20 protein-coding genes, 1 tRNA gene and 1 pseudogene are annotated in these 22,939 nt (G+C 62.5%); 6 read left to right on the top strand and 16 right to left on the bottom strand.

What is annotated here, in order from left to right:
- Position 1 precedes the first annotated feature (1 nt).
- From ACK8CP_RS05755 to ACK8CP_RS05775, 5 genes and pseudogenes are all read right to left on the bottom strand, one after another.
- A pseudogene (locus tag ACK8CP_RS05755) lies at positions 2-1,517 on the bottom strand (exopolyphosphatase).
- Positions 1,510-3,708, bottom strand: a complete 2,199-nt coding sequence (locus tag ACK8CP_RS05760) for an RNA degradosome polyphosphate kinase (RefSeq protein WP_414833645.1) — start codon at positions 3,706-3,708, stop codon at positions 1,510-1,512. Before ACK8CP_RS05760 ends, ACK8CP_RS05755 begins: the two are co-directional and overlap by 8 nt.
- Positions 3,709-3,792: 84 nt before the next feature.
- Positions 3,793-4,476, bottom strand: a complete 684-nt coding sequence (locus tag ACK8CP_RS05765) for an HdaA/DnaA family protein (RefSeq protein ID WP_414834196.1) — start codon at positions 4,474-4,476, stop codon at positions 3,793-3,795.
- A 5-nt stretch (positions 4,477-4,481) separates the two neighbouring features.
- Entirely contained in the window at positions 4,482-5,567 is a 1,086-nt protein-coding gene (locus ACK8CP_RS05770) for an AI-2E family transporter (protein WP_234627946.1), read from the bottom strand.
- On the bottom strand, positions 5,567-6,121 hold the full coding sequence (locus tag ACK8CP_RS05775) for a CDP-alcohol phosphatidyltransferase family protein (RefSeq protein ID WP_234627945.1): 555 nt from the start codon (positions 6,119-6,121) through the stop codon (positions 5,567-5,569). The genes ACK8CP_RS05770 and ACK8CP_RS05775 overlap by 1 nt, the downstream gene beginning before the upstream one ends.
- Before the next feature lie 89 nt (positions 6,122-6,210).
- Here ACK8CP_RS05775 and purM point away from each other — a divergent pair, with 89 nt between their 5' ends.
- Both purM and purN read left to right on the top strand, forming a co-directional pair.
- On the top strand, positions 6,211-7,281 hold the full coding sequence (gene purM / locus ACK8CP_RS05780; protein WP_414833646.1) for a phosphoribosylformylglycinamidine cyclo-ligase: 1,071 nt from the start codon (positions 6,211-6,213) through the stop codon (positions 7,279-7,281).
- A 41-nt stretch (positions 7,282-7,322) separates the two neighbouring features.
- Positions 7,323-7,940, top strand: coding sequence for a phosphoribosylglycinamide formyltransferase (purN, locus tag ACK8CP_RS05785; protein ID WP_414834197.1), 618 nt, complete (start codon positions 7,323-7,325; stop codon positions 7,938-7,940).
- A gap of 12 nt (positions 7,941-7,952) precedes the next feature.
- Here purN and ACK8CP_RS05790 read toward each other — a convergent pair whose 3' ends face one another.
- From ACK8CP_RS05790 to ACK8CP_RS05800, 3 genes are read right to left on the bottom strand one after another with little or no spacing between them, the layout of a single operon-like run.
- Positions 7,953-8,276, bottom strand: coding sequence for a hypothetical protein (locus ACK8CP_RS05790; RefSeq protein ID WP_261211661.1), 324 nt, complete (start codon positions 8,274-8,276; stop codon positions 7,953-7,955).
- 46 nt (positions 8,277-8,322) lie between these two features.
- Complete coding sequence (locus ACK8CP_RS05795; RefSeq protein ID WP_414833647.1) at positions 8,323-10,443, bottom strand: molybdopterin-containing oxidoreductase family protein; 2,121 nt, start codon at positions 10,441-10,443, stop codon at positions 8,323-8,325.
- 53 nt (positions 10,444-10,496) lie between these two features.
- Complete coding sequence (locus ACK8CP_RS05800) at positions 10,497-11,576, bottom strand: COX15/CtaA family protein (RefSeq protein ID WP_414833648.1); 1,080 nt, start codon at positions 11,574-11,576, stop codon at positions 10,497-10,499.
- A gap of 105 nt (positions 11,577-11,681) precedes the next feature.
- Here ACK8CP_RS05800 and ACK8CP_RS05805 point away from each other — a divergent pair, with 105 nt between their 5' ends.
- The gene (locus ACK8CP_RS05805) at positions 11,682-11,891 is read left to right on the top strand and encodes a DUF2842 domain-containing protein (RefSeq protein WP_128294036.1); all 210 of its coding nucleotides are present in this window, start codon (positions 11,682-11,684) and stop codon (positions 11,889-11,891) included.
- Here the strand turns inward: ACK8CP_RS05805 and ACK8CP_RS05810 are convergent.
- Both ACK8CP_RS05810 and ACK8CP_RS05815 read right to left on the bottom strand, forming a co-directional pair.
- Entirely contained in the window at positions 11,857-12,936 is a 1,080-nt protein-coding gene (locus tag ACK8CP_RS05810) for a polysaccharide deacetylase family protein (protein WP_414833649.1), read from the bottom strand. The two genes, ACK8CP_RS05805 and ACK8CP_RS05810, sit on opposite strands and share 35 nt — an antisense overlap.
- Before the next feature lie 38 nt (positions 12,937-12,974).
- Positions 12,975-15,056 (bottom strand): GumC family protein, encoded by a 2,082-nt coding sequence (locus tag ACK8CP_RS05815; protein ID WP_414833650.1) that lies wholly within the window; start codon positions 15,054-15,056, stop codon positions 12,975-12,977.
- A 152-nt stretch (positions 15,057-15,208) separates the two neighbouring features.
- Between ACK8CP_RS05815 and ACK8CP_RS05820 the strand changes: the two genes are divergently transcribed.
- On the top strand, positions 15,209-15,769 hold the full coding sequence (locus tag ACK8CP_RS05820; protein ID WP_370642299.1) for a polysaccharide biosynthesis/export family protein: 561 nt from the start codon (positions 15,209-15,211) through the stop codon (positions 15,767-15,769).
- Positions 15,770-15,861: 92 nt separating this feature from the next.
- Positions 15,862-17,382, top strand: coding sequence for an undecaprenyl-phosphate glucose phosphotransferase (locus ACK8CP_RS05825; RefSeq protein ID WP_414833651.1), 1,521 nt, complete (start codon positions 15,862-15,864; stop codon positions 17,380-17,382).
- A gap of 208 nt (positions 17,383-17,590) precedes the next feature.
- Here the strand turns inward: ACK8CP_RS05825 and ACK8CP_RS05830 are convergent, their stop codons facing one another.
- Positions 17,591-18,868 (bottom strand): O-antigen ligase family protein, encoded by a 1,278-nt coding sequence (locus ACK8CP_RS05830; RefSeq protein ID WP_414833652.1) that lies wholly within the window; start codon positions 18,866-18,868, stop codon positions 17,591-17,593.
- A 197-nt stretch (positions 18,869-19,065) separates the two neighbouring features.
- Here ACK8CP_RS05830 and ACK8CP_RS05835 point away from each other — a divergent pair.
- Positions 19,066-19,142 (top strand) — tRNA-Pro (locus ACK8CP_RS05835).
- 77 nt (positions 19,143-19,219) lie between these two features.
- On the opposite strand, the gene ACK8CP_RS05840 is transcribed toward ACK8CP_RS05835, so the two are convergent.
- From ACK8CP_RS05840 to ACK8CP_RS05860, 5 genes are all read right to left on the bottom strand, one after another.
- Positions 19,220-19,750, bottom strand: a complete 531-nt coding sequence (locus ACK8CP_RS05840; RefSeq protein WP_414833653.1) for a MerR family transcriptional regulator — start codon at positions 19,748-19,750, stop codon at positions 19,220-19,222.
- On the bottom strand, positions 19,747-20,163 hold the full coding sequence (locus ACK8CP_RS05845; RefSeq protein WP_234627934.1) for an integration host factor subunit alpha: 417 nt from the start codon (positions 20,161-20,163) through the stop codon (positions 19,747-19,749). Before ACK8CP_RS05845 ends, ACK8CP_RS05840 begins: the two co-directional genes overlap by 4 nt.
- Before the next feature lie 84 nt (positions 20,164-20,247).
- The gene (locus ACK8CP_RS05850; protein WP_414833654.1) at positions 20,248-21,219 is read right to left on the bottom strand and encodes a beta-ketoacyl-ACP synthase III; all 972 of its coding nucleotides are present in this window, start codon (positions 21,217-21,219) and stop codon (positions 20,248-20,250) included.
- Positions 21,216-22,289 carry a phosphate acyltransferase PlsX gene (gene plsX / locus ACK8CP_RS05855; RefSeq protein WP_234627932.1) on the bottom strand — a complete coding sequence of 358 codons (1,074 nt, stop codon included), beginning with the start codon at positions 22,287-22,289 and terminating at the stop codon, positions 21,216-21,218. Before plsX ends, ACK8CP_RS05850 begins: the two co-directional genes overlap by 4 nt.
- A 91-nt stretch (positions 22,290-22,380) precedes the next feature.
- Complete coding sequence (locus ACK8CP_RS05860) at positions 22,381-22,938, bottom strand: YceD family protein (RefSeq protein WP_414833655.1); 558 nt, start codon at positions 22,936-22,938, stop codon at positions 22,381-22,383.
- Position 22,939: the final 1 nt, after the last annotated feature.

The following is a 22,939-nucleotide window of genomic DNA, read 5'->3' on the forward strand; positions in this document are numbered from 1 at the left end:
CTCAGCCGTCTATGACGATGCGGCTCTCCAATCCGACGAGAGCCGCGAGCTGCTTCAACCGCGTCTCCAGACGCCCTCCGGCAAGTTCGCTGAGATCGGGCGGCAGGACGAGTTGGAGCTCGTTGTCCGTGCGACGCAAGGCGGTACGTGGCACCACCCCCGGCATCGAGGCCGAAACGAGGTAGGCGACGCGAAAGATTGCGGCGAGCGCCCTCGCCCGCTCCTTGTAGCGCGTCGGAACGATCTCTCGCAGACCTGGTCCGAGTTCATCGTCCGACAGGCCAGAATGGCGGTAGTAGACCGAGAGGCCGAGATAGGCGCGTCCGGGATGGTCGACACCCACGAACCCAGCATGGGCAATGATATTCAGGCTCTGCTCGCCCCGGTAATCGGGATGCGCACGCCAGCCGATATCCGCGAGCAGACAGGACGCAGCCCGCAACCTTTCCTCTTCCTTCGTCTCGTCGATGCCGAGCGCTTTCATCGCATCGCCCGTCCAGGCGATCAGCTCTTCTGAATGCGCCGGCGAGCGGGAGCGTAGAAAACAGAGTTCGCGCGCGGCGGCGATGAGCGCATTCTTTTCCTGCTCTTCGGCCGGCAGGCGGGAATAGAGAAAGCCTTCGCGCAGGCCGAGAGCGGAAATCACGATGCGGGCGGGTTTGCCGGCGCGCACCAGCTCCGACAAGACGAGGCCGCCATATGCCAGGAGCGGCTGTCGCTGCTTGGAGACGGCGTCGATGGAATCGATCGATGCGACCGGCTGCCGGTAAAGGCTCTTCAGGAAATCTCGACTGCGTTCGGTCTCCAGCGTGTAGCCATGCATCACGTGAAGCGGATAGCCGGTCTGGCGCATGTGCAGTTTGGCAATCGACCGCCAGGTCCCGCCGATCGCATAAAAGGTGCGGCCTTCCATATGCTGAAGGGCCTTGGAGTTTTCCAAGGCCGCACGAGCGATTTTTTTTGGCAGCTTTGAGATCGCCGCCGGAATCGTCCTTGAGACGCAGGCCGCCGAGCGGAAATGTTTCGCCATCGCCGACTCGTGTGCCGCGGACATTCGTGAGTTCGAGGCTGCCGCCGCCGAGATCACCCGCGACGCCCTCTGGGACCTCAAAGCCGTCGACCACGCCGAGGGCCGCATAATGCGCTTCCGCGGGACCTGTGAGCACGGTGACGTCACAGCCGCAGATATCCCTTACCTTGGCGATGAATTTCGAGCCGTTCTCTGCCTCACGCGTCGCGGCCGTCGCGAGAACGCTGAGTTCCACAACACCGATCTGACGACAGAGAGCTGCAAAGCGCCTCAGCGCAGAAAGGGCCTTGTCGACAGACGCATCCGAGAGACGGCGCGAGGTCGCGACGCCCTCGCCCAATCCCGCGAGAACCTTCTCGTTGAAGAGCGGCGTCGGTGAACGCGCCATTCGCTCGTAGACAACGAGACGAACCGAGTTCGAGCCGATGTCAATGACGGCAACAGGCCCGTAGCCGGCAATGCGGCCGGGCGCGTCAGGCTCAATTATCAAGCCGGTCGGCGAAGGTGCGGGGTGTGTCGGATTTGAGCGATTTTCCACGGCCGGAGAGACTTGCATTGGTCATAAAATAGCGATGGGCGTTAAAGAGTTCCTCTCCCTCTTCCGGTTCGATGCGCCGGGAGGTGCCGTCAGAGAGGATTTCCCAGCTTTGCTGGTTGTCTTTCAGGTTGGCGACCATGATCTGGTCCAGGATCTGCATATGCACCGTCGGATTGGTGATCGGCACCATCGTTTCCACGCGCCGATCGAGGTTGCGGGGCATCAGGTCGGCGGAGCCGATATAAAGGAGCGCCTCATCCGATGGCAGCCCATGGCCGTTGCCGAAACAGAGGATGCGCGAATGCTCCAGAAAACGGCCGACGATCGATTTCACGCGGATGTTTTCCGACAGGCCAGGAAGCCCGGGTCTAAGGCAGCAAATGCCCCGGATGACGAGCTCGACTTTCACCCCGGCGCCGCTCGCCCGATAAAGCGCATCGATGATCTGCGGATCGACGAGCGAATTCATCTTCATCCAGATGCGGGCGGGACGCCCTGCTGCCGCGTGACCGATCTCGGCGTCGATATGCTCCAGGATGCGGGAGCGCAGCGTGTAGGGCGACACGGCGAGCCGCACGACGTCCTGCGGCGGAGCATAGCCGGTGATGAAATTGAAGACGCGAGCGACGTCGCGCGCGATCGCGGGATCCGCGGTGAAATAGGAAAGGTCAGTGTAAATCTTAGCCGTGATCGGGTGATAATTGCCTGTGCCGATATGTACATAGCTGACGAGGCCGTTCGGCTCGCGACGCACCACCTGGCTGAGCTTGGCGTGCGTCTTGAGCTCCATGAACCCATAAACGACCTGCGCACCGGCGCGCTCCAGATCGCGCGCCCAGCGGATGTTGGCTTCCTCGTCGAAGCGTGCCTTGAGCTCGACGAGCGCCGTCACGGATTTACCCGCCTCGGCGGCTTCCGTCAGCGCCTTGATGATCGGGCTGTCGTTTGATGTGCGATAAAGCGTCTGCTTGATCGCCATCACGTCCGGATCGCTCGCCGCCTGGCGCAGGAACTGCACCACGACGTCGAAGGATTCGTACGGGTGATGGACGACGATGTCCTTCTGCTGGATCGCGGCGAAGCAATCACCCGCGTGCTCGCGGATCCGCTCAGGAAAGCGCGGCGTGTAAGGCTTGAATTTGAGATCGCGTCGGTCGATCCCGACGAGTTGTTCGAGATCCTTGATCCCGAGCAGGCCATGAATGACGTAGACCTCGTCATTATCGACGGAAAGCGATTGCTGGACGACCGCGCGCAGATCTTCCGGCATCGAGGATTCGACCTCCAGCCGGATAACCGAACCGCGGCGGCGCTGCTTGAGCGCGCGCTCGAAGAGGCGGGCGAGATCCTCCGCCTCTTCCTCGATCTCGATATCGGAATCGCGAATGACCCGGTAGACGCCCTTTCCGACGACCTCATAGCCAGGAAACAACCGGTCTATAAAAAGGCCGACGGTCTCTTCCACGCTGATGAAGCGTGTCGGATGCTTCTCGTCCTGGCGCGGCAGGCGGATGAAGCGCGACAGCGTATGCGGCATGCGCACCAGCGCGCGCATGAAGCGATGATGGACCGGGTCGGTCAGGGAAAGCGCCAGCGTGAATCCCAGATTGGGAATGAACGGAAACGGATGCGCCGGATCGATGGCGAGCGGCGTCAGGACCGGAAAGACCGTCTCCATGAAATATTCCGCAAGCCATTCGGCATCGTCAGAGGTGACCTCTTCGCCGCAAACGATCGAAATCCCCTCCCTGTCGAGGAGCTCGCGCAAAACGATCCATTGCGCCTGCTGATCGTTGACCAGCGCCTCGACCTTCCGATCGATTTCCATGAGCTGCTGCGACGGCGTCAGCCCATCGGCGCTGACGGTTGCAATCTTCTCGCGCTCCTGCCCCTTCAGACCGGCGACGCGGACCATGAAAAATTCGTCGAGATTGTTTGCTGAGATCGACAGAAAGCGCAGCCGTTCCAGGAGCGGGTGATTTGGGTTCTCGGATTCCTCGAGCACGCGGCGATTGAATTCCAGCCACGAAATCTCGCGGTTGATGAAGCGCTTGGGATCGCCGAGAAGCTCGCTGGTCGATACGGCGATCGTCCCATTTTCGGAATCAACCGTATCCGTGGCTATCGGGCTCTCTTCCATCGATCCTCTCTCAGTCTGCGAACCGCGTGATCGCAGCGGAGCGTAACACTTGGATGACACTCGCGGAAACCAAGCTCTTGCACCTCAGGAGCCGATCACCTGGTTTTCACGGCTCGCGAGAACCTGCGCAACGAGAGGTCGCGTGATACGCCGTCCTTCGCTCAGCGCCTCTTCGTCGATGGCTGCGACGAGCGCCTGGGCCTCGCGCAGCGAGCGTTCCATCCGGACGACCATGTAGTCGACGACGTTGCGCTCCACCGAAAGCTGACGGTCGCTGAAAAGTTTGACCAGAACCTGTCGCAACAAGGGTTCATCGGGCCGGTCGATGGAGATGGGGATCGCAAGCCGCAGGCGCGAGATCAGGTCTTTCAGCGACAGCTGCCAACGCGCGAGAGGTTCGCGTGCCGTGATGAGGATCGTAAAACCTTCTTCACGCGCCCGGTTGATCAGATGGAAAAGTGCGCGCTCGGGAACTTCGTCGGCGGCGACATCTTCCACGAGAACGGGCCGGCCGGGGCCGCCCACCTCTCTCTCTTCAAGCGTCGCTCCCGCGACGATCACGGCCCCTGCTCTTTCCGCCCAGAGGCTGGCGAGATGGGTTTTGCCGGAGCCTTCAGGTCCGCACAACAGCACGACTGGCGCGGACCAGTTCGGCCAGCTCATGATGACCTCGTAGGCCGCACGGTTCGCTTCCGTCACCAGATAGCTGTCGCTGTCGTAGGCGGCTTCATGCGCGAGCGGGATCGGGATCTGACGTTGCGAGATCATGGCGTTCACTGCAGCTCGCTTGGAGGTGGTGGCGGCGGATCGCCAGTGCCGAGATAGATCCGGCTCTCCCGGTATTGCTCGAGGCCGAAGCGGACAAGCACGCCGATGGCGGCCGTGACGGGGACCGCGACAAGCAGGCCGACGAAGCCGAACAGCGCACCGAAGGCGAACATCGCAAACATCAGCCAGACGGGATGCACACCGACGGAATGGCCGACGATGCGCGGCTGCAGAAGGTTGCCTTCAACGACCTGCCCTGTGACGAACACGCCCGCGACCACGACGATCCAGGGCCATTCCGGCCAGAACTGCACGAGTGCCACACCGACAGCCAGAATGAAGCCCACGGTCGAGCCGATATAGGGAATGAAGTTGATGACGCCCGCGACGACGCCGATCAGAAGCCCGAAATTGAGCCCGACCGCGGTCAGACTGACGACGTAGAAGCCGCCCAGGAGCGTGCAGACGAGCCCCTGCCCCCGGAGAAAACCTGAGAGCGCCTGATCGACGTCCGCCGCCAATTCTCGGATGACATCGGCGTGGTCGCGCGGAAGATAGCTGTCGACCATCTTCACCATCCGGTCCCAATCGTAGAGAAGGTAGAAGGCAACGACGGGCGTCACGATAAACAGGCTGACGACACTGATCAGCGCCTGACCTCCGGCGAGAAGCGAGGATACCAGGCCCGCCATCCAGGTGGCGGCGCTCTTCAGAAGCGGCTCGGCGTTGAACTCTCCGCCGGATGGAAGATATTTCGCGAGCGGCGAGGCAAATATCTCGCTTGCGAGATGCCGCAGGCGCTCGATGAGATTGGGCAGCCTGTCGGCAAAATCGCTCGCCTGACCGATCAGCGGCGGGATGATCGCGACCAACACCACAATGAACAGCAAGAGTGCGAAGATCAGGATCGCGAGGGTCGCCAGAAGGCGGTTCATGCCGAGCCGCTCGAGCCAGTCCGCGACCGGATCGAGAAAATAAGCGAGTGCCATGCCGAGCAGGAACGGCAATAGGATGCCGCTGAAAAGCCAAAGGAAAACGATGAGAGCGGCGAGCGCTCCCAGCCAGAAGATCGCCTGACGCTGGGCCGACATCAGCCTTCCTCCCGCCGTGGCTCCTCGCCGGCCATGTGGCGCAGCCACTCCGCGAGATAGGCACCGGCTGAGCCGACGGTCAAGCCGGCCGTTGTGATGATCATCGGCCAGATTGCGATCGAAAGCGATTTGATGCCGGCATGTTCGGCGAGAACCAGCGCGAGGAGAACGATCTGGGCGGTCGTGTTGAATTTCGACACCCAGAGCGGCCGCATGGCGATCGGATTGACGAGCATCCATGCGAGGATCACGCCGCCGACGATGAGAATGTCCCGGCTGACGACGAGGATTATCAGCCATGGCGGCAGAACGGCCTGGAACCCCAGCACGAGAAACAGCGAGACGAGGAGCGCCTTGTCGGCAATCGGATCGAGATAGGCGCCGAGATCGGACGACGCACCGAAGCGCTTGGCGATCAGGCCGTCGATGCCGTCGCTGATCCCTGCGAGAACGAAGACGACGGTCGCGCCCGTCCAATTCTGGATCACGATCAACCAGACGATCAACGGAACGGAGACGAGCCGCGCGAGTGTGATGAAGTTGGGAAGGGTCAAGGAGAACGGTGCCTGGAGCCAAAACGCAGTGCCTAATGGCACAACGCCGCTTGCAAATTCAGGCTATCGCCTCTACCCGCTTTCGAGCCATGGGGGAAGACCGCACCACACTCAGCTATCGCCAGGCCGGCGTCGATATCGACGCGGGCGCAGCGCTCGTCGACCGCATCAAGCCGCTTGCCGTCAGCACCCGGCGTGCCGGCGTCATGGGCGGACTTGGCGGTTTCGGCGCGCTTTTCGATCTCAAGGAGACCGGTTACCGCGATCCGGTGCTGGTGGCGGCGACGGATGGCGTCGGCACGAAGCTCAAAATCGCCATCGAGAGCGGACATCACGACACGGTTGGGATCGATCTCGTTGCGATGTGCGTCAACGATCTGATCGTCCAGGGCGCAGAGCCTCTCTTCTTCCTCGATTATTTCGCATCCGGAGCTCTCTCGGTCGACGAGGCGGCATCCGTGGTCGCGGGCATCGCCGAAGGTTGCCGACAGGCGGGTGCCGCCCTTGTCGGCGGCGAGACGGCGGAACTGCCGGGACTATATGCCGCCGGAGATTATGATCTCGCCGGGTTCTCGGTGGGGGCCGTCGAACGGGAAGCGATTCTGCCACGCGCGGTGAAGGCCGGAGACGTGGTGATCGGCGTCGGCGCGAGCGGCGTTCATTCGAACGGCTTTTCGCTGGTCCGCCGGGTGGTCGAGAAAAGCGGCCTCGTCTGGCACGCTCCGGCACCGTTTGAGCCTGGCAGGAGCCTTGCGGAGGCGCTTTTGGAGCCGACCCGCATCTATGTCCGCCCTCTCCTTTCGGCGATCCGCGAGACGGGCGCGGTCAAGGCGCTGGCGCATATCACCGGCGGCGGATTGCCGGAGAACCTGCCAAGAGTCTTGCCCGATGGGCAGGCGGTTCGCATCCATCTCGACGAGATCCCGCTGCCGCCGGTTTTCCCCTGGCTCGCCAAGAGCGGCCCGATCGAAGAGGCTGAGCTTCTGCGCACGTTCAATTGCGGTGTCGGTATGGTCGTCATCGCAGAGGCCGATGCGGCTGAGCGGATCACGGCGCATCTGACGGAAGCGGGTGAAAAGACCTTCCGTCTCGGCGAGATCGAGCCACGGAAAGACGCCGCCGTCGTGTTCGAAGGCAAGCTCGCGCTGGACGAGAAGTAACAGTGAAAACAGCGATTTTGATTTCCGGGCGCGGCAGCAATATGCGCGCCCTCGTCGATGCGGCGCAAAAGCCCGACTTTCCCGCCTCGATCGAACTGGTCCTTTCCAATCGCGCGGACGCTGCGGGTCTCGCTTATGCCGCCGATGCGGGCATTGCCACCGCGGTCCTCCCGCATGGGGATTATGAAAGCCGCGAAGCGTTTGAAGCCGCACTCGACACGATGCTGCGCGAGGCCGGAATTGAACTCATCTGTCTGGCGGGCTTCATGCGCCTTCTGTCCGATGAATTCGTCGAGGGATGGCGCAATCGGGTGATCAACATCCACCCGTCGCTCCTGCCGTCCTTTCGAGGTCTGCGAACGCATGAACGTGCGCTGGCGACGGGCGTGCGCGTGCACGGAGCAACGGTCCACTACGTCCGCGCAGAGATGGACGATGGACCGATCATCGTTCAAGGTGCCGTGCCGGTGCTTGCCGACGACACCGCAGAAACCCTGGCCGCGCGCGTCCTCGCAGCCGAGCATCGGATCTATCCGCTCGCGCTTTCCTGGGTCGCCGGGCGCAAAGCCCGGGTCGTGGCCGAGAAGGTCATTCTCGAGGGGCTGCCGACGCCAGAGGACAGCGTCTTGATCGTGCCCTCCGATGCCCCACGGGATTGAGGATCAGCCGCCTCAGCGGGTGCAGGTCTCGAAAGCCTGAACGTATTTGGGTTGGGTCGTCTTCGGGATCTGACCAGTTGCGACGAAGGCGGCAGCTTCGGGTTCGCTCATCTGCGGCTCCAGCCGCTTGGCTAGGCACGAACAATCCCGCGTGACGGTCTTCAGCGCGTCCCCTTCCCGCTTGCGCCATTCGGCGTAAACGCACGCGTCGGCGAGACGATTGCGCACCGTCTCATGCGTCATGCCGGCTGGCAGGGTCGTAGGCGCGGAACCTCCCTGGCAGGCCGCCAGCGCAAGCGTGGCAAAAACGAAAGCAGGAACCGCTGAGACGCGCATCTTTGATCTCCGAAAAAGGAGGCGCGATATTCTCCGCACTCCCCATTCAGTCAAGCGGCGCCACCGCAACACAGGGCGCAATTCGCACCGCATTGTCGTGAAAGGCCGCACCGCCATAAGGCGCAACCGCATCGGCGCCTGTCAGGGCATTGATGCCGCGCCCTCCTTGGTGCGCGGAATTCGGCCAGATGCCCTCCGCAATGAGAGTGCCGCGCTGCTGACCGTCACTCAGCCGCATATGCAGCCGGCAGGCGCCGCGCCGACTGGTGAGCTCCACGAGATCTCCGTCGTTCAGGTGGGCAGCCTCCGCGTCGAGTGGATGCATCATCACCTCGGGCCGCTTCTCGCGCGTCTGGCCCGACGGCGTTTCGGAGAAGGTGGAATTCAAGAATGAACGGGCCGGCGCGGTGACGAGGCGGAACGGATACTCCTCATCGGCGGTCTCGATTGCCTCCCACTGATCGGGAAACTCGGGCAGAGATTCCCACGGGCCGAGCGCCTGGCCGTCCTGCGGACGGTTCGGCGCCGCGAAACGACCCCAATCCGGCGCGAAACGGAACTTGCCATCGGGAAAGCCGAAGCCCTTGAGATAATGCGCCTCCTCAAAGCCCGGCTGACAATCGATCCATTTGTTCGTTTCAAGCCTCGCAAGGTCACCCCAGCCCGAGGCCTTCAGCAGCCAATCGATGTGCTCGCGTGCGCTCATGGCGAAGCCGGGATGCTCCGCGCCAAGACGCTTTGCGAGGCCCGTCACGACCTGATGGTTCGTGACGCAGCCCTGCGGCGGTTCGACGAGCTTCGGACCGAACAGTATGTTCTGGTGACCTCCACCCTTGTAGATGTCGTCGTGCTCCAGAAACATCGTCGCCGGCAGGACGATGTCGGCCATTTCTGCGGTGTCCGTCATGAACTGCTCATGCACGGCAACGAAGAGATCGTCGCGCAGGAAGCCTCGCCGCACCTGTTCCTGGTCAGGCGCCACGTTCATCGGGTTGGTGTTTTGAATGAGCATGGCGCCGACGGGAGGACCGCCCTTCAGATCGGCGTCGTTGCCGCAAAGGATCGGACCGATGCGTGACTGGTCGAGCATGCGCACGGAGGGATCCAGGCGATCGAGACCGGCGATCATCGTCTCGTCGAGATGATAAATCCCGCCGTTGTTGTGAAAGGCCCCGCCCCCCTCATGGCGCCAGGCGCCTGTGACAGTGGCGATGCAGGAGGCGGCATGCATGGCGACGGCGCCGTTGCGGCTGCGCGTAAAGCCGTAACCGAGGCGCATGAAGGTTTTGGGCGTCTTGCCGATCCAGGCGGCGAACGTCTCGATGTCCTCGACGGTGACACCGGTGATGGCAGATGCCCATTCCGGCGTCTTGTCCTCAAGGTGGCGGGCAAAATCCCGAGGACGATCGCTGAAGCGATTGAGATAGTCCCAGTCGGCATGACCGTCACGGAAGAGAACATGCATGACGGCGCAGGCAAGCGCCGCGTCGGTGCCTGGTCTCAGACACAGCGCAAGGTCCGCCTGCCGCATCGTGGCGTTTTCATAGACGTCGACGACGACGAGCTTCGCTCCCCGGGTCTTCCGTGCTGTCGTCGCATGGGTCATCACATTGACCTGCGTCGCGACCGCGTTGGTGCCCCAGATGACGACGAGATCGGCTTTTGCGATCTCGCGCGGGTCGGGTCCGGTCAGGCTGCCGGTCCCGGCCACATAGCCCGTCCAAGCCATGTTGGTGCAGATCGACCCGAATTCTCCGGAATAGCGCTTGACGTGGCGAAGGCGGTCGAGCCCGTCGCGCTGCACCAATCCCATCGTCCCAGCATAATAATAGGGCCAGACGGCTTCGGACCCGTGTCTCGCCTCGGCCTTGACGAAAGCCTCGGCAATCTCGTCGAGCGCTTCCTCGACGGAGATCTCCTGCCACGTGCCATCCCCTTTGGCGCCCTTGCGCTTCAGGGCCTTGGTGAGTCTGTCCGGGTGGTGCAGCCGCTCCGCATAGCGCGCAACCTTGGCGCAGATCACGCCAGCCGTATAATCGTTCTCGGAATTACCCCTGAGCCTGCCGACGCGCCCATCAGGCAGAATTTCCACGTCAAGTGCACAGGTCGAAGGGCAGTCGTGCGGGCAGGCGGAATGGCCGGTTGTCACCGGCGTCATGTCATTCATTCGAAATCTCCAAGCGACGACAGTCGCTTACCAGTTCCGGCAGGTCAAGCTGTTCAGCTGGAGGCGGGTCTTGCCGCATGCCGCACGAGCAGACCGAACAGGATCAGCGCCATCGCCTGGTGGGCGAGTGCGATCGGCCAGGGAACGACGAGAATGAGCGCCAGAATTCCGAGAGCCACCTGACCGATGACGACGGCCATGATCAGCGCGAGATCCGAGGACCATCGGCGGAGTGCAAGGCGCAAGAGACCGTATCCGATCACGAGTGTGGCCAGCACGTAGCCGCCGATGCGGTGATCAAACTGAACGGTCGTGATGTTGTCGGTGAAATTGTGCCAAAGCGGCTGCATCGCAAGAAGGCCGGCGGGTACGAAGCGTCCGTCCATCAGCGGCCAGGTGTTGTAGGTCAGGCCGGCATCGTGGCCTGCGACGAGGCCTCCGAGGGCGATCTGAACGAGCGCCGCGACAGCGATCAGCCAGGCCGCAACAGTGCCGGCGGTTGCGCGCCGCACAGCCTCCGCGCCACCGAGGCGCGCATGCGTGCCAATCAAGAAGGCAAAGAACAGGCTCGCGAGCGTCAGATGCAACGACAGTTTGACGGGGGCGACTGCGATCATTCCCGGTTTCAGACCCGACGCGACCATGATCCAGCCGACCAGGCCTTGAAGCCCGAGAAGGAGCCCGCCGGCGAAAAGCCATAGGCCGAGCCGGAGCGTCAGTTTCCGGGTGATGGCGAAGCCGACAAGGCCGACGAGATAGACCGCACCGATGAACCGACCCAGCTGGCGATGCGTCCACTCCCACCAGTAAATCCGTTTGAACTCGCCAAGGCTCATACCCCGGTTCATCAGCTCGTATTGGGAGGTCGCCCGGTAACGATTGAACTCCTCGCTCCAGGCCTGGTCGGACATCGGCGGCACGGCGCCCACGACCGGCTTCCATTCTGTGATCGAAAGACCGGAATCGGTCAGCCGCGTCATGCCCCCCACAAGCACCATGACGAAGACCAGAAAGGTCAGGATCGCCAGCCAAAGCCTGACGCTGCGCAGCCGCATCCACGACGAGCCAAGTTTTTCGGAACGCGGCCCAAAGGAACTCTGCGCAAAGGGCAAAATGCTGTCGTCAAAGGACATCGGCGTCGTCCCGTCTGATATGCCTGTGGGCCAGTTCTCGCCTACGCGACACCGCGGCCCGGCACAAGAGATTGAAAACCACGTCCATTGCGGCTAGCTGCCTCTATGCGCCAGAAATACCGCAAACCGATCGGCACCGTTTTTCTTGTCGTGTGGGTGATCTTCTACAGCCTCACCGCGATGACGATCGGAGCTGCGAAGCTTCCCGGCACCAGCGGGCTCGTGCAGCTTGCCTATTATGCGGTCGCCGGGATCGCCTGGGTGATCCCGGCCGGGGCTATCATCTGGTGGATGGCACGTCCCGACCGCGCCTGAGCGCATTTTTCGCCTCCAAGAGCGGCTCCGCGATCCGCCACAGCCCCGGGGCGAGCAAAACCTCCTGCAGATCGACGTCCTGGTAATAGCCGTTCACCGAAACCCGCGGCAGGAAGCGCGGATCGGAAGACGGCCGAAGCGTGCCGGGCCTCGTCAGGAAGGCGGCCGTCATTCCCGCCTGTGCGGCAAGCTCGGCCTCACGCCCTCCGACAGCACCCGCAAATCCGTAGGGATAGGCCAGAAGGTCGGGCCTTCTTCCCGTCTCCTGTTCAATGCGGTCGGCACTTTCCCGGATTTCTGCAAGCGCGCCATCGGCAGGCAACCTGGCGAGGGCCGGATGGGTCATGGTGTGGGCACCGATCGTCGCGAGCGGATCTTCTGCAAGCCGCCGCACCCCGTCCCAATCCAGAACCAATTCCTCCGTCAGCGCTCGTTCATCGAACTCATGAGCTTCGTAAAGGCGCGCCATGACCTCGCGGTGTCGCAGGCCGTCCAGCTCGAACAGGAGCGCATGCCGCCATGCGGCAAAGGCAGCGTACTTCTCTTCTGTCGTTGAGGTCGGCATGAGCCCCGACCCCTCGCCTTTCAGACCGAATTCCGAATGCACTGCGATCATGCGTTCCAGAGCGACCCACCAGGGTGCAGCGCTACGATCGCAAAAGCCTGCGCAGATGAAGGCGGTGAACGGCGCCTGATGCCGCTGGAAGACAGGAAGCGCCTCTTCGAGATTGTTACGGAAGCCGTCATCGAGCGTGATCGCCACATCATTCGGCGACGCACGTCCCGCGATCTGGTTGGCCACCATTTCGCCAAGAGGCAGGATCCGCCGATCCGCCCGCTTTAGGAGCCTCAGAAGCGCATCCAGGAAATCGGGCGCGATTACGAGCCCGGCATTGGGCGCGAACGCAGCGGGCAGTCCCGGCTTCACTTCGTGAAGAGTGAGAACGAGCCCGCTGCTCTTGGGGTCCGCCGGCAACCATCGCGTCGCCTTGCTGGCGGCGAGAGTTTTCAGCGCCGCGTGAATCGCCTGGTGACGTCGGCTCACCTCATGCCCCCGCTTTCGGTACGTGCTGCGACGGCCTTTCAGGCCGCCTCTTCCGCCGCCTGCGGCTCTGCACCTTCTTCACTCGAGCGCTGCAGAAGAATGGCGTTGCGCGCACCCGCCTCCATCGCCTGCCGGTGAAGTCTGCGGCGTGCCTCCGCGCCCATGTCTTCGTCACAGACGATGACAGCGAGATCCGGCCGCACGTAATCGCTCGGCCAATCCTCGAAACGGTCGGCCAGAAGAACCACACGGTCATACGTGTTGCTCAAGGCTCCGATGACGAGGCTGAGGCGCTGCAAGGGCGGATCCTCGGCCATCGAGCCGAGAGGGATGAAATGGACGCGGCTATCGCCGTCGAGGCGGATGGCGTCGCCGAACGGCGCATCCCCGCTTAACAGATCGCCCAGGCCGGGGCCTCCGTCGCGGTCGAGCGCCGAGGCCGGTTCGACCCCGATATCGAGCAGAATGATCCGCAACGAGGCCGTACGGACTGCAAGCCGACATGCACCCAAGGCCGCATCGCCAGCAGTTGGGCCACCGTCTCCGGCAAACAGGACCGTTTTCAATCCTTCCGTCGCAATGAGATCGGCGAGCTCTTCCAGGCCTGGGATTTCCTTCGCCGCATCGAGGCTCGGCGTTCCGCCCGGGGGAATCGCGCCAAGGACAAGGAGAGGCTCTGCCGGAACCTCGCCGGCCGGCGGCACCTCGATGTCATCCAGTGGACGAAACGCACGACCAGAAGCGAATTCGCGCACAATGACGATGGCCATGGCGAGGAACAGGGAACCGAGGACGGCTGCGGCCGTCAGCAGCCCTTTCTTCGGCCAGGAGGGACGCCGCGGTGGGATCGCCCGCGAAATGATCCGTGCGTCGGCCGGCAGATAATTGGAATCGGTGCGCGCGGCCGCTTCCCGGTAGCGCGCGAGGAAGGTCTCCAGGAGATCGCGTTGCGCGGCAGCTTCGCGCTCCAGCGCGCGGAGCTCGATGCTTTCCTCGTTGGAGCGGGCGACCGCGGCTTTCGCCTCATTCAGCCTCGCTTCGAGCGAAGTCACGCGGGCGCTCGCGACGCGCGCGGCGGTCTCCAGCGATTGCAGGATCTTGCGGACTTCTGTGCGAACCTGCCCATCGAGATCCGCCAGCTGGCTGCGCAGGGCCTGCAGACGCGGATGCTGCGGCAGAAGGCTCGTCGACAGTTCTGCGATCTGGGCGCGCAAGGCGACCTGGCGCTCGCGGAGCCGCTGGATCAGCTGTGAATTCAGAACCTCTTCGGCGGAATCGAAGGAGCTCCCCTCGCGCAGCAGCGAGCGCAGCAGTTCGGCCCGCGACTGAGCTTCCGACTGTGCGGCCTTGGCACGACCGAGCTCCGCATTGAGCTCGCTCAGCTCCTGCTTCTGCAGGGTCGTTTCCGGCTGGCTCGACGTATTGACGTCGAACAGGTTGTTCTCGGAGCGGTAGGCAGCGACCGCGCCTTCCGCCTCCTCGACCCGCTCGCGCAAGCGGTCGATCTCGGTCTGCAGCCATGCGGTCGCAGCTGACGTCGACTGCCTCTTGGCTTCGCTTTGCAGGTTCACGAATGCTTCCGCGACGGCATTTGCGATTTGCGCCGCGAGCTCGGGATCATGCGCATTGAACTCGACCGCGATCACCCGTGATTTGACGACAGAATAGACGGACAGGCGGTTGTAATACGTTTCCAGGACGCGCTGCCGAATCGTGTTCTCCGCCGGACCCTTTTTGAGGCCGGAGGCGATCAAGACTGTATCAATCAGAGACGGTGAGAGAGCCGGATCAAAGTCCGGACGATGCGTCAGGTCGAACTTGTCGATGATGGTATTGGCGATGTCGCGCGAACGCAGAACCTCGACCTGGCTCGCAATCGCCGATTCGTCCAGCTGCACCGTCAGGTTTTCTGCGCCCGAGTCGCGAGGCCGTGTCAGCGGCGATTCCCGTGCCTCGATCAAAATGCGTGCGTCGCCAGTATAAAGCGGGTCGACGAGCGAGAGACCGAAATAGGTTCCTGCCCCCACCAGGATCGCCACCAGGCCAAAAAGCCAGGCGCGACGCCACAGCGCGGCGGCAATTGCAGAAATGTCCATTTCCATAGGACGCGGCTCGGCCATAGCGTGGCGACTCCTTGCTGGCTGACGGCAAGATGCGTCGATTACGGTTAGGAGGCGGTTAACGACCGCCATACCTCCAGCTTCAGGCAATTTTAGCGCGGCATTAACTATGGCGCGGCATATTCCGGCCGGTCACAGGTTGGGTGCTCGCAATGAACGCGGTTCGTGTCGCCATTATAATCACACTTGTTTGTCTTCTCGCGTCTTGCATGGGCGAGCGGGCACCGTTGGCGACTGGTTCACCGACAGTCAAAGGGCCCTATCGACTGGATACCGGCGATGAACTCCGCATCGTCGTCTTCGACCAGAGCGAGCTCACCAACGTCTACAAGGTCGATCAGGCCGGCTACGTCACGATGCCTCTCGTCGGCGAGATCGCGGCGCGCGGTGCCAGCACCGACGAGCTCGAGGGACGCATCCAGAGCGCGCTTTCGACCCGCTTCGTGCGTAATCCCGACGTGACCGTCGAGGTCGCCTCGTATCGCCCCTTCTTTATTCTGGGCGAAGTGAGCAGTCCTGGCCAGTATCCCTATGTGCCGGGCATGACGGTGGAGAACGCCGTCGCGGTCGCTGGAGGCTTCACGCCCCGTGCGAACGAACGGGTGGTGCGGCTGAGCCGCCAGCTGAACGGCGTCCTTTACGAAGGCCGCCTTGCCGTGACGCAGCCGATTCGTGCCGGCGATACCGTCTATGTCGGAGAACGCCTGTTCTGATCCGAGTTGATTAACTCTAGCAGGCGGAACAGATTGAATAAAATCGCGCAAGACAGACAGCTACCGGCGAGGCCGAAGCGGGATTTTACACAGTGACATCGAGCAATGCACCGGCGGACAATGAGCCAGGCACAAGGCGGCCCGGAGCAGGTCGCTCGGCCCTCAATCTCGCCGCAGCCCGCGTTGCCGCGAACCTCAAATACCGGCCCGTTTCTGCGGGCTTTCTCGCCGCCCTTCTGCGTCTGGCGGACTTCACGGCGCTCGTCGGCCTCGGCACACTGATCTACCATTTCTGGGTCGCGTCCAGCGAAGGTGAATTGCCTCCGCGCTATCTCCTGCCGCTGATCCTGCTGCCGGTGTTCACGATCTCGCTTATCGGTACGTTCAAGGGCTACACGCTGCCGGCCTACAGGCATCCGCTGAAACACATTGGTCGTGCCGCCGGGCTTTGGGCGGTGGTGTTTGCCTGCTTCACCCTCGTCGCGTTCTTTCTGAAAATCGGCGACGATTTCTCCCGTCTGTGGCTCGGCGCCTGGTTCTTTATGGGCTTTGTAGCGCTTGCGGCGGCGCGTGTTCTGCTCGCACGCCTCGTGCGCGTCTGGACCCGCGTCGGTCTCCTGGAGCGTCGCGCGGTTCTCGTCGGGGCCGGCCCGGAAGCGGTGTCTCTGATCCGCGCCCTCGACGCCGAACCCGAGAATGACATCCGTATTTGCGGGATTTTCGACGACCGCGGCGGTGATCGTGCGCCGGCAATTCAGGAAGGCTACCCGCTGCTCGGGCGAATCGACGAACTCGTCGAATTCGGTCGCCAGGCGCAGATCGACCTCTTGATCATCGCCCTGCCGCTGACGGCCGAGAACCGGCTTCTCGAAATGCTCAAGCAGCTCTGGGTGCTACCGGTCGACATCCGCATGGCAGCGCATACGACGCGCCTGCGGTTCCGCCCCCGTTCCTATTCCTTCATCGGCTCGGTGCCGTTTTTGGATCTGTTCGATCGGCCGATCGCGGGTTGGGATTCCGTCGTCAAGCGGATGTTCGACATCGTCTTTGCCAGCCTCGCCCTCATCGGACTGTCGCCGGTGATGCTGGCGGTGGCAGCCGCGATCAAACTCGACAGCCGGGGCCCTGTTCTCTTTCGTCAGGACCGCTACGGCTTCAACAACGAGCTGATCAAGGTCTTCAAGTTCCGCTCGATGTATGTCGATCAGGTGGACCTCAACGCAGCAAAGCTCGTCAGCCGGGACGATCCGCGGGTGACGCGTGTCGGCCGCTTCATCCGCAAAACGAGTCTCGATGAGCTGCCGCAATTGTTCAACGTCCTGAAGGGCAATCTCTCCCTCGTCGGACCCCGCCCTCACGCCTTGCAGGCCAAGGCGGCCAACCAGCTTTACGAACAGGTGGTCGACGGCTACTTCGCCCGCCACCGCGTCAAGCCGGGCATCACCGGCTGGGCCCAGGTCAACGGCTGGCGCGGCGAAACCGATACGCAGGAAAAACTCGAGCGGCGCGTCGAGCATGACCAGTTCTATATCGAAAACTGGTCGGTTCTTTTCGATCTCTACATCCTGCTTTTGACACCGATTCGGCTCGTCACCGGCGAGAACGCCTATTGAGAGCTGCGTGGGGATGAGGCTCACCCACTCTCGTAGGGTCCCGAAGGCCTTCTTTGGGCTCGCTCTCCGGCTTCCCTTGCACGAAACTCGCTCGGTCGAAGGATGCGCCCGGAAGACTGCGGCGCAACGCATTCGAACGCCGACGGTCCCTTGGATGGGTCAGACGAAGACGCCCTCCCCCGTACGGGGCCTTTGTTCCTTCAATACGCTATGACGAGACGATCGAGCGGCCGTTCTGGGCGCGGTGTTTGTTGCGGGCGATGGCGTGTTTCATCGCTTCCACGGCATCGCTCCCACGAACATTCGGGGTCGCCTCCGTCGTCTTATGGAAGCGTGCGGGATTGAAGCCCCAGAGGATGCCGAGAAGGAGCCAGAGATGGCGCCAGTGCTCGCCTTCATGCAGCGAGGCGCACATGAGCGGCGCCATGAAGGCGACCAGAACGGCGACGGCTGCCGGATGCGCCGTCATACGGTAGTTCCCAAGGCCAAAAAGGACCGACAGGAACATCAGCGCGAGCCATGAAAAGCCTGCGAGCCAGCCGTAATTCATGAAAGAGCTCAGCCAGATGTTATGGATGGGCTCCAGAAAGATCAGGTTCTGCTGATTGATCCCGATACCAACGGGATTGCTGAGGATCATCGGGATGGAACGCGCATAGCGGCCGTATCGGCCTTCGCGCCCCGCATCGTAAGATTCCTCCAGCGTGGCGCGCTGCTCGAATTTCTTCGTGAAGGTCGGAGAGACGACGATCGTGGTTCCGAGAATGATGCCGCCGAAGACCGCCATGGCAGCGGCGTAGGCGAAAAGCCTCAGGAGGTGCTGCCGATAGATGAAGACCATATAGCCGGAGCAGCACAGGATGAGCGACACGGTCGCCGCCCGGGAGAATGACAGCAGCACGCCGAGGCAGAGGATCCCGATGATCGGAAAAAGTGCGGCCCGCGGCCACAACCGCTGCTGGACCAGGTAGATCGCCATCACCACGCCCGGCACGAGGAACGACGCATACATGTTCGGGTCGTCGATGAAGGCTTTCGAGCGGCCGTCCCAAAGCAGGGCCTCGATTCCGAGCGCAAAGCCCACGATTCCGAGAATCGCTGCAGTCACGCAGGAGACAACGTAGACACGCATGAAGGTATGCAACTGCCGCGGACCCCAATCCATGGAGACGTAGCAGGCCGTTATGCCGAGAACCACGACGAAGGTTTTCTTGAAGGCCTCCTGGCGTACGTCAGGATCGCCGAAGAACGGGACCGAGGCGTACCAGAACGAAAGCGTCCACAGGAGCAAGAGCGTAAAGAATATGAAGAAGGTCAGCCGGACCTTCTGCAGCACCATGATCGACAATGCGAGCGAGAGCATGAACAGAAAGTCGACGGGCGACGGCCGCGACAGCGTATAGTTCATCGCCAGCACCGCCAGAAAGAAAACGAAGTTCCTCACGGAGGTCGGATAAAGACGTGGACGGTCGGCGTCTGGCTGCATGGAAGCCGGGTTCTCGCGCGGAGACGTTCTATGCGCGCGAGTTAGGCGGGAAAGCCTTAAGATTTGCTGATTCCGTGGCATATCGATGCTCGTCCTCGGCCCATATGGAGCTGCGAGAAGACGGCGAAAGAATCCCCGAAAACTGCGCCTTATGAGCATTGCGCCGAGCCTATGTGCTCTCTATAGTCCGCGCGCGTCGGAGCGTAGCGCAGCCTGGTAGCGCACTTGCATGGGGCGCAAGAGGTCGTGGGTTCGAATCCCGCCGCTCCGACCATTCCCCACTGATTTTGAAATGAGATCACGCCGCCAAGGCGGTATGCCGCGTGGACGATGCGCCGCCGGGGTATCCGGTCAGCCGGAGATGGCGTCGTGCAGAATCCGCCGCGCCTCGAGCAGATCGCTGAGCACGGCTTGAAGACGTTCGCGACCATGGGGGTCGACGCGGCGAGACACGGGCTCTTCCGCCTCGTCGCGCAGCAAGGACGGTTGCAGTTCGTCGTCCTCGTCCTGGGCTTCCTCGCGAATCGGCTCTGCCCTCGCCGGGGCCTCATCGCTCGGTCGCTCGGTGTCAAAATCAGCCTCGGCCGGCGCCACCGTCTCCACATTGCCGCTTTGCCCAACGGCAATGACGAAGCGCACGCCCTTCTCTTTGAGTAGACGCTGCACGCCCTTGATGGTGAAACCTTCGCCGTAAAGAAGCAGGCGAATGCCCTTGAGAAGGTCGACGTCCTCAGGGCGATAATAGCGCCTGCCGCCGCCGCGCTTCAGCGGCTTGATCTGAGTGAAGCGCGTTTCCCAGAAACGCAGGACGTGTTGCGGAAGATCGAGGTCCTCCGCAACTTCACTGATCGTCCTGAACGCGTCCGGTGATTTCACGCTCACGTCGTTGCGACGTCTGCTTCAGCAGCCTTGAGACGCCGCGCATTGCCGGCGTCGGCGCCCGTGCTGACCGCGGCTCCGCCCGTCTCTTCTTCCGGGGCGAGGCACTCGTTGATGCGCTGCTTCATGATGTTGCTTGGCTTGAAGACGGTCACGCGGCGCGGCGGAATCGGCACTTCCTTGCCCGTTTTCGGATTGCGGCCGACGCGCTGCCCCTTACTGCGCACGACGAAGGAACCGAACGAGGAAAGCTTGACCGTTTCCCCCGATATGATCGTGTCTGAAATCTCCGCGAGCACCATTTCCACCATGGCGGCCGATTCCGTTCTGGAAAGGCCAAGCTCCCGATAAACCGCCTCTGCGAGATCGGCTCGCGTGACGGTGCGCCCCTCTGGGCGTAGTTCATTTGCCTCCACGCAACACGCCTCCTGCACGTCCTTAAGCAACGTATTCGCCTGTCGAAATGAGGTCAACACGCACCCCCCGATGCGTATCGCCCGCTACCAGCGTATCAGAGCTGAGCCCCAAGTGAAGCCGCCGCCCATCGCCTCAAGCAGCACCAGATCGCCTTTTTTGATGCGCCCGTCGCGCACTGCGACATCAAGCGCCAACGGGATAGAGGCCGCCGACGTGTTGCCGTGATGCTGAACCGTCACCACGACCTTTTCTTCGGCGATGCCGAGCCGCTTGGCGCTGGCATCGATGATGCGTCTGTTGGCCTGATGGGGAACGAACCAGTCGATCGTTTCCGCCGATTCGCCGGTCGCTTCGAATGCGTCGGTGATGACATCGGTGATGGTCGCGACCGCATGCTTGAAAACCTCACGGCCTTCCATGCGCAAGTGTCCGACGGTCCTCGTCGAGCTCGGGCCACCGTCGACGAACAGTTTGTCACGGAAATGCCCATCTGAACGCAAATGCGCGGTAAGAAGGCCCCGCGGAGCCGTCTCCTCGCCTGCCTCGTGGGCTTCCAGAACGACCGCACCAGCCCCGTCGCCGAACAAGACGCAGGTGCCGCGGTCGCTCCAATCGAGAATGCGCGAAAATGTTTCGGCTCCGATGACGAGCGCACGCTTTGCCGAGCCGGCCTTCAAATGCGCATCGGCCGTGGTGAGCGCGAACAAAAAGCCCGAGCACACGGCCTGAACATCGAACGCGTATCCGTGATGCATGCCGAGCCGATCCTGCACCGTGCAGGCGGTCGCCGGAAACGTCTGATCCGGTGTGGCGGTCGCCAGGACGATGAGATCGATGTCGGCAGAGGTCATGCCGGCGTCTGCAAGCGCTTTCTCAGCCGCGGCCAGCGCAAGATCCGATGTCGTTTCGCCTTCGGCAGCGACATGGCGCTCTGAAATGCCGGTGCGCTGTACGATCCATTCGTCCGATGTGTCGACGATGCTTTCGAGATCGCGGTTGGTAAGGACTTTCTCCGGCAGGGCGCTGCCAATGCCGGCGATCAAGGAGCGTTTCATGCGGTCTGTGCCTGCGCGGCCGTTTGCTCGGCGAACTGCTTGCGCATCGATCCGAGGGTGTATTCCAAATCGTTGGCGATCTTGCTGGTGAGACTTCCGAGCACCATGTCACGGCCGAGCTCGATGGCGGCGGCAAAGCCTTCCGAATCCGTGCCGCCATGGCTTTTCACGACGAGGCCATTGAGGCCGAGGAAAAGGCCGCCGTTGACCTTGCGCGGGTCCATCTTTTCCCTGAGTCGGGCGAAGGCTGAGCGCGCGAAGAAATAGCCGATCTTGGCAGACAGGGTCCGCGTCATCGCCGAACGGAGATACTCGGCGAGCTGCCGTGCGGTCCCCTCGGCGGTCTTCAGCGCGATATTGCCTGAAAAGCCTTCCGTGACCACGACGTCGACGGTGCCTTTGCCGAGATCGTCGCCCTCGACGAAGCCATAATATTCGAAATTGGGATGGTCGATGGCGCGCAGAATGTGGCCTGCCTCGCGCACCTCCTCGACACCCTTCACCTCTTCAGCGCCGATGTTGAGGAGACCGACCGTCGGCCGCTCCAGCCCGAAGAGAGCACGCGCCATGGCTGCGCCCATGACGGCGAAATGGACGAGCATCTTCGCATCCGAGCCGATCGTGGCGCCGACGTCGAGGACGATGCTTTCGCCGCGCAGCGTCGGCCACATGGCCGCGATCGCCGGCCGATCGATATCGGGAAGCGTGCGGAGGCAGAATTTCGACATCGCCATGAGGGCGCCGGTGTTTCCGGCGGAGACGGCAACGTCCGCCTCCCCGTCCCGCACCGCCTGGACGCACCGCCACATCGACGACTTCCAGCGCCCGAGGCGGAGTGCCTGGCTCGGCTTGTCGTCCATGCGCACGGAAATCTCGCAATGCACGAAGCGCGAGGCGGCGACGAGATCGGGATAGCGGGCGAGCAACGGCTCGACCGCTTCGGATTGGCCATAAAGAATGAAACGCAGATCCGGCCGACGCTTCAACGCCACGGCTGCGCCCGGGATCACCATTTCGGGACCGGCATCGCCGCCCATGGCGTCAAGAGAGATGGTGAGAGGTGACGGCATCGCTTTCTTCTGGTCGGGTCGCCGGCCGCGGGACAATACCCACTCGCCCGGTCATGACAAGCCGTTTGGAGAAAAAGGCTGGTAAGGTGCGTCAGTTACGTTGCTGCTTCAGACGCTCCAATACGGCAAATGGCGACGCCTCCGCCGTATCATCCTCCACATGTTCCTTAAATTCAGCGCCCGCAACCCTCGGATAGGGGTCGAGACCAAGCGCCACATATTCGACGAGCAAGGCGCCGAGGTCGACCCTGTCTCCGAAATAGGGCTCGGTGTCTTCCGCCCCGTCGACTTCCACGTCGAAAGGATCGTTGGAGCGATCGCCGCTCGCCTCTCCGCCTCCATCCCGGGATTCGCCGGGTTTCGGTGGCCGCAGGACAAGGCTCACATCTTCCGAAATCTCTTCCTCGACGGGGGCCAGCGTCACGACACAACGCCGCGTGACATGGCCGGAGATCTTCGCCTCGACGCGGTAGTGATCGCCAGCCATGGGTGTCACGTCGATGTCGGCCGAGAGGTCGTCGACGGAGGGGATGCCGAGTTGGTCCGCCATTTTTTCCCGTTCCGCCGGGTTCGCCTCCAAATGCAGTCTGCGTCCCGAGGCGGGTATCTCGACCAGGCGCAACGGCTTGGCGAAAGACGCGGTGTTCATT

The organism is Afifella sp. YEN Y35 (genome assembly GCF_047553465.1).
Classification (GTDB): domain Bacteria; phylum Pseudomonadota; class Alphaproteobacteria; order Rhizobiales; family Afifellaceae; genus Afifella; species Afifella aestuarii.

What these genes read in the sequence shown, in the direction of transcription:
- ACK8CP_RS05760 (WP_414833645.1), bottom strand. Translation starts at nt 3,708, where the DNA reads ATGGAAGAGAGCCCGATAGCCACGGATACGGTTGATTCCGAAAATGGG.
- ACK8CP_RS05765 (WP_414834196.1), bottom strand. Translation starts at nt 4,476, where the DNA reads ATGATCTCGCAACGTCAGATCCCGATCCCGCTCGCGCATGAAGCCGCC.
- ACK8CP_RS05770 (WP_234627946.1), bottom strand. Translation starts at nt 5,567, where the DNA reads ATGTCGGCCCAGCGTCAGGCGATCTTCTGGCTGGGAGCGCTCGCCGCT.
- purM (WP_414833646.1), top strand. Translation starts at nt 6,211, where the DNA reads ATGGGGGAAGACCGCACCACACTCAGCTATCGCCAGGCCGGCGTCGAT.
- purN (WP_414834197.1), top strand. Translation starts at nt 7,323, where the DNA reads ATGCGCGCCCTCGTCGATGCGGCGCAAAAGCCCGACTTTCCCGCCTCG.
- ACK8CP_RS05790 (WP_261211661.1), bottom strand. Translation starts at nt 8,276, where the DNA reads ATGCGCGTCTCAGCGGTTCCTGCTTTCGTTTTTGCCACGCTTGCGCTG.
- ACK8CP_RS05795 (WP_414833647.1), bottom strand. Translation starts at nt 10,443, where the DNA reads ATGAATGACATGACGCCGGTGACAACCGGCCATTCCGCCTGCCCGCAC.
- ACK8CP_RS05800 (WP_414833648.1), bottom strand. Translation starts at nt 11,576, where the DNA reads ATGTCCTTTGACGACAGCATTTTGCCCTTTGCGCAGAGTTCCTTTGGG.
- ACK8CP_RS05805 (WP_128294036.1), top strand. Translation starts at nt 11,682, where the DNA reads ATGCGCCAGAAATACCGCAAACCGATCGGCACCGTTTTTCTTGTCGTG.
- ACK8CP_RS05815 (WP_414833650.1), bottom strand. Translation starts at nt 15,056, where the DNA reads ATGGCCGAGCCGCGTCCTATGGAAATGGACATTTCTGCAATTGCCGCC.
- ACK8CP_RS05820 (WP_370642299.1), top strand. Translation starts at nt 15,209, where the DNA reads ATGAACGCGGTTCGTGTCGCCATTATAATCACACTTGTTTGTCTTCTC.
- ACK8CP_RS05830 (WP_414833652.1), bottom strand. Translation starts at nt 18,868, where the DNA reads ATGCAGCCAGACGCCGACCGTCCACGTCTTTATCCGACCTCCGTGAGG.
- ACK8CP_RS05850 (WP_414833654.1), bottom strand. Translation starts at nt 21,219, where the DNA reads ATGAAACGCTCCTTGATCGCCGGCATTGGCAGCGCCCTGCCGGAGAAA.
- plsX (WP_234627932.1), bottom strand. Translation starts at nt 22,289, where the DNA reads ATGCCGTCACCTCTCACCATCTCTCTTGACGCCATGGGCGGCGATGCC.
- ACK8CP_RS05860 (WP_414833655.1), bottom strand. Translation starts at nt 22,938, where the DNA reads ATGAACACCGCGTCTTTCGCCAAGCCGTTGCGCCTGGTCGAGATACCC.